Here is a 1,102-nt window from a genome sequence, read left to right as displayed (position 1 = left end):
CCTTCACCTGATCATCCGCACGCCCCACAAACTCCAAAGACCCGTCCCCACGCCAACGCACCACATCCCCGGTCCGATACATCCGCTCACCCGCAACCCCGAACGGACACGCCACAAAACGCTCCGCCGACAACCCCGGACGACCCAGATATCCACGGGCCAACTGCCCACCCACGACATACAACTCACCCGCGACACCCACCGGAACCGGCTCCAGCGCCCCATCCAGCACGAAGACCCGCAGATTCGGGATCCCCACACCGATCAGGCCCTCCGCCGCATCACCCGCGACCACACCCCCGCCCAACGCCGCAAAACTCACATGCACCGTCGTCTCGGTAATGCCATACATATTCACCAGCACCGGACCCGTCGCCCCGCGCCGCACAAACCACTCCCGCAGCCGACGCACATCCAGCGCCTCACCACCGAACACCACCCAACGCAACGCCAGCCGCTCCCCCAGCAACGGCTCACGCCCCTCCGCCGCCGCCAACTGGTAGAACGCCGACGGCGTCTGATTCAGAACCGTCACACGCTCCCGAACCAACAACTCCAAGAACTCATGCGGAGAACGCGACACCCCACGCGGCACCACCACAAGGCGCCCACCATGCAGCAACGCACCCCACAACTCCCACACCGAGAAATCAAACGCGAACGAATGGAACCACACCCACACATCCCCCGAACCAAACCCGAACCAGCCATCCGTACCACCGAACAACCGCACCACATTCCCGTGCGGAACCACCACACCCTTCGGACGCCCCGTCGAACCCGACGTATAAATCACATACGCAGGATGCGACGACAACAGCCCAACACCCTCCACAACCGACGCGTCCAAGCCCGCGAGTTCGGCCACCGTCCGCGGGTCGTCCACTACGACCCGGACCAGGCCGTGCACCGACGGCGCGGAGGACTGAACCGCATCATTGGTGACCATGAGCGTCGGCTGCGCGTCGTCGAGCACATACGCAATACGCTCGGCCGGGTACTCCGGGTCGACCGGCACATACGCACCACCGGCCTTCAGCACCGCCAGCAACGCCACCACCAGATCCGCCGACCGGTCCATACACACCGCGACCAGCGACTC

Annotated in this window: 1 protein-coding gene; it reads right to left on the bottom strand. The window is 64.9% G+C overall.

Annotated elements, in window-relative coordinates; all coding sequences use genetic code 11:
• Positions 1 to 1,102 (bottom strand): amino acid adenylation domain-containing protein (locus ABTZ94_RS37660; RefSeq protein WP_351207988.1); only part of this gene is annotated, 1,102 nt, incomplete at both ends.

Source organism: Streptomyces sp. NPDC002785 (genome assembly GCF_040295565.1).
In the GTDB taxonomy this organism is placed as follows: Bacteria; Actinomycetota; Actinomycetes; order Streptomycetales; family Streptomycetaceae; genus Streptomyces.
The sequence above is the reverse complement of the archived record's forward strand: the minus strand, read 5'-3'. Positions and strand labels throughout refer to the sequence as shown.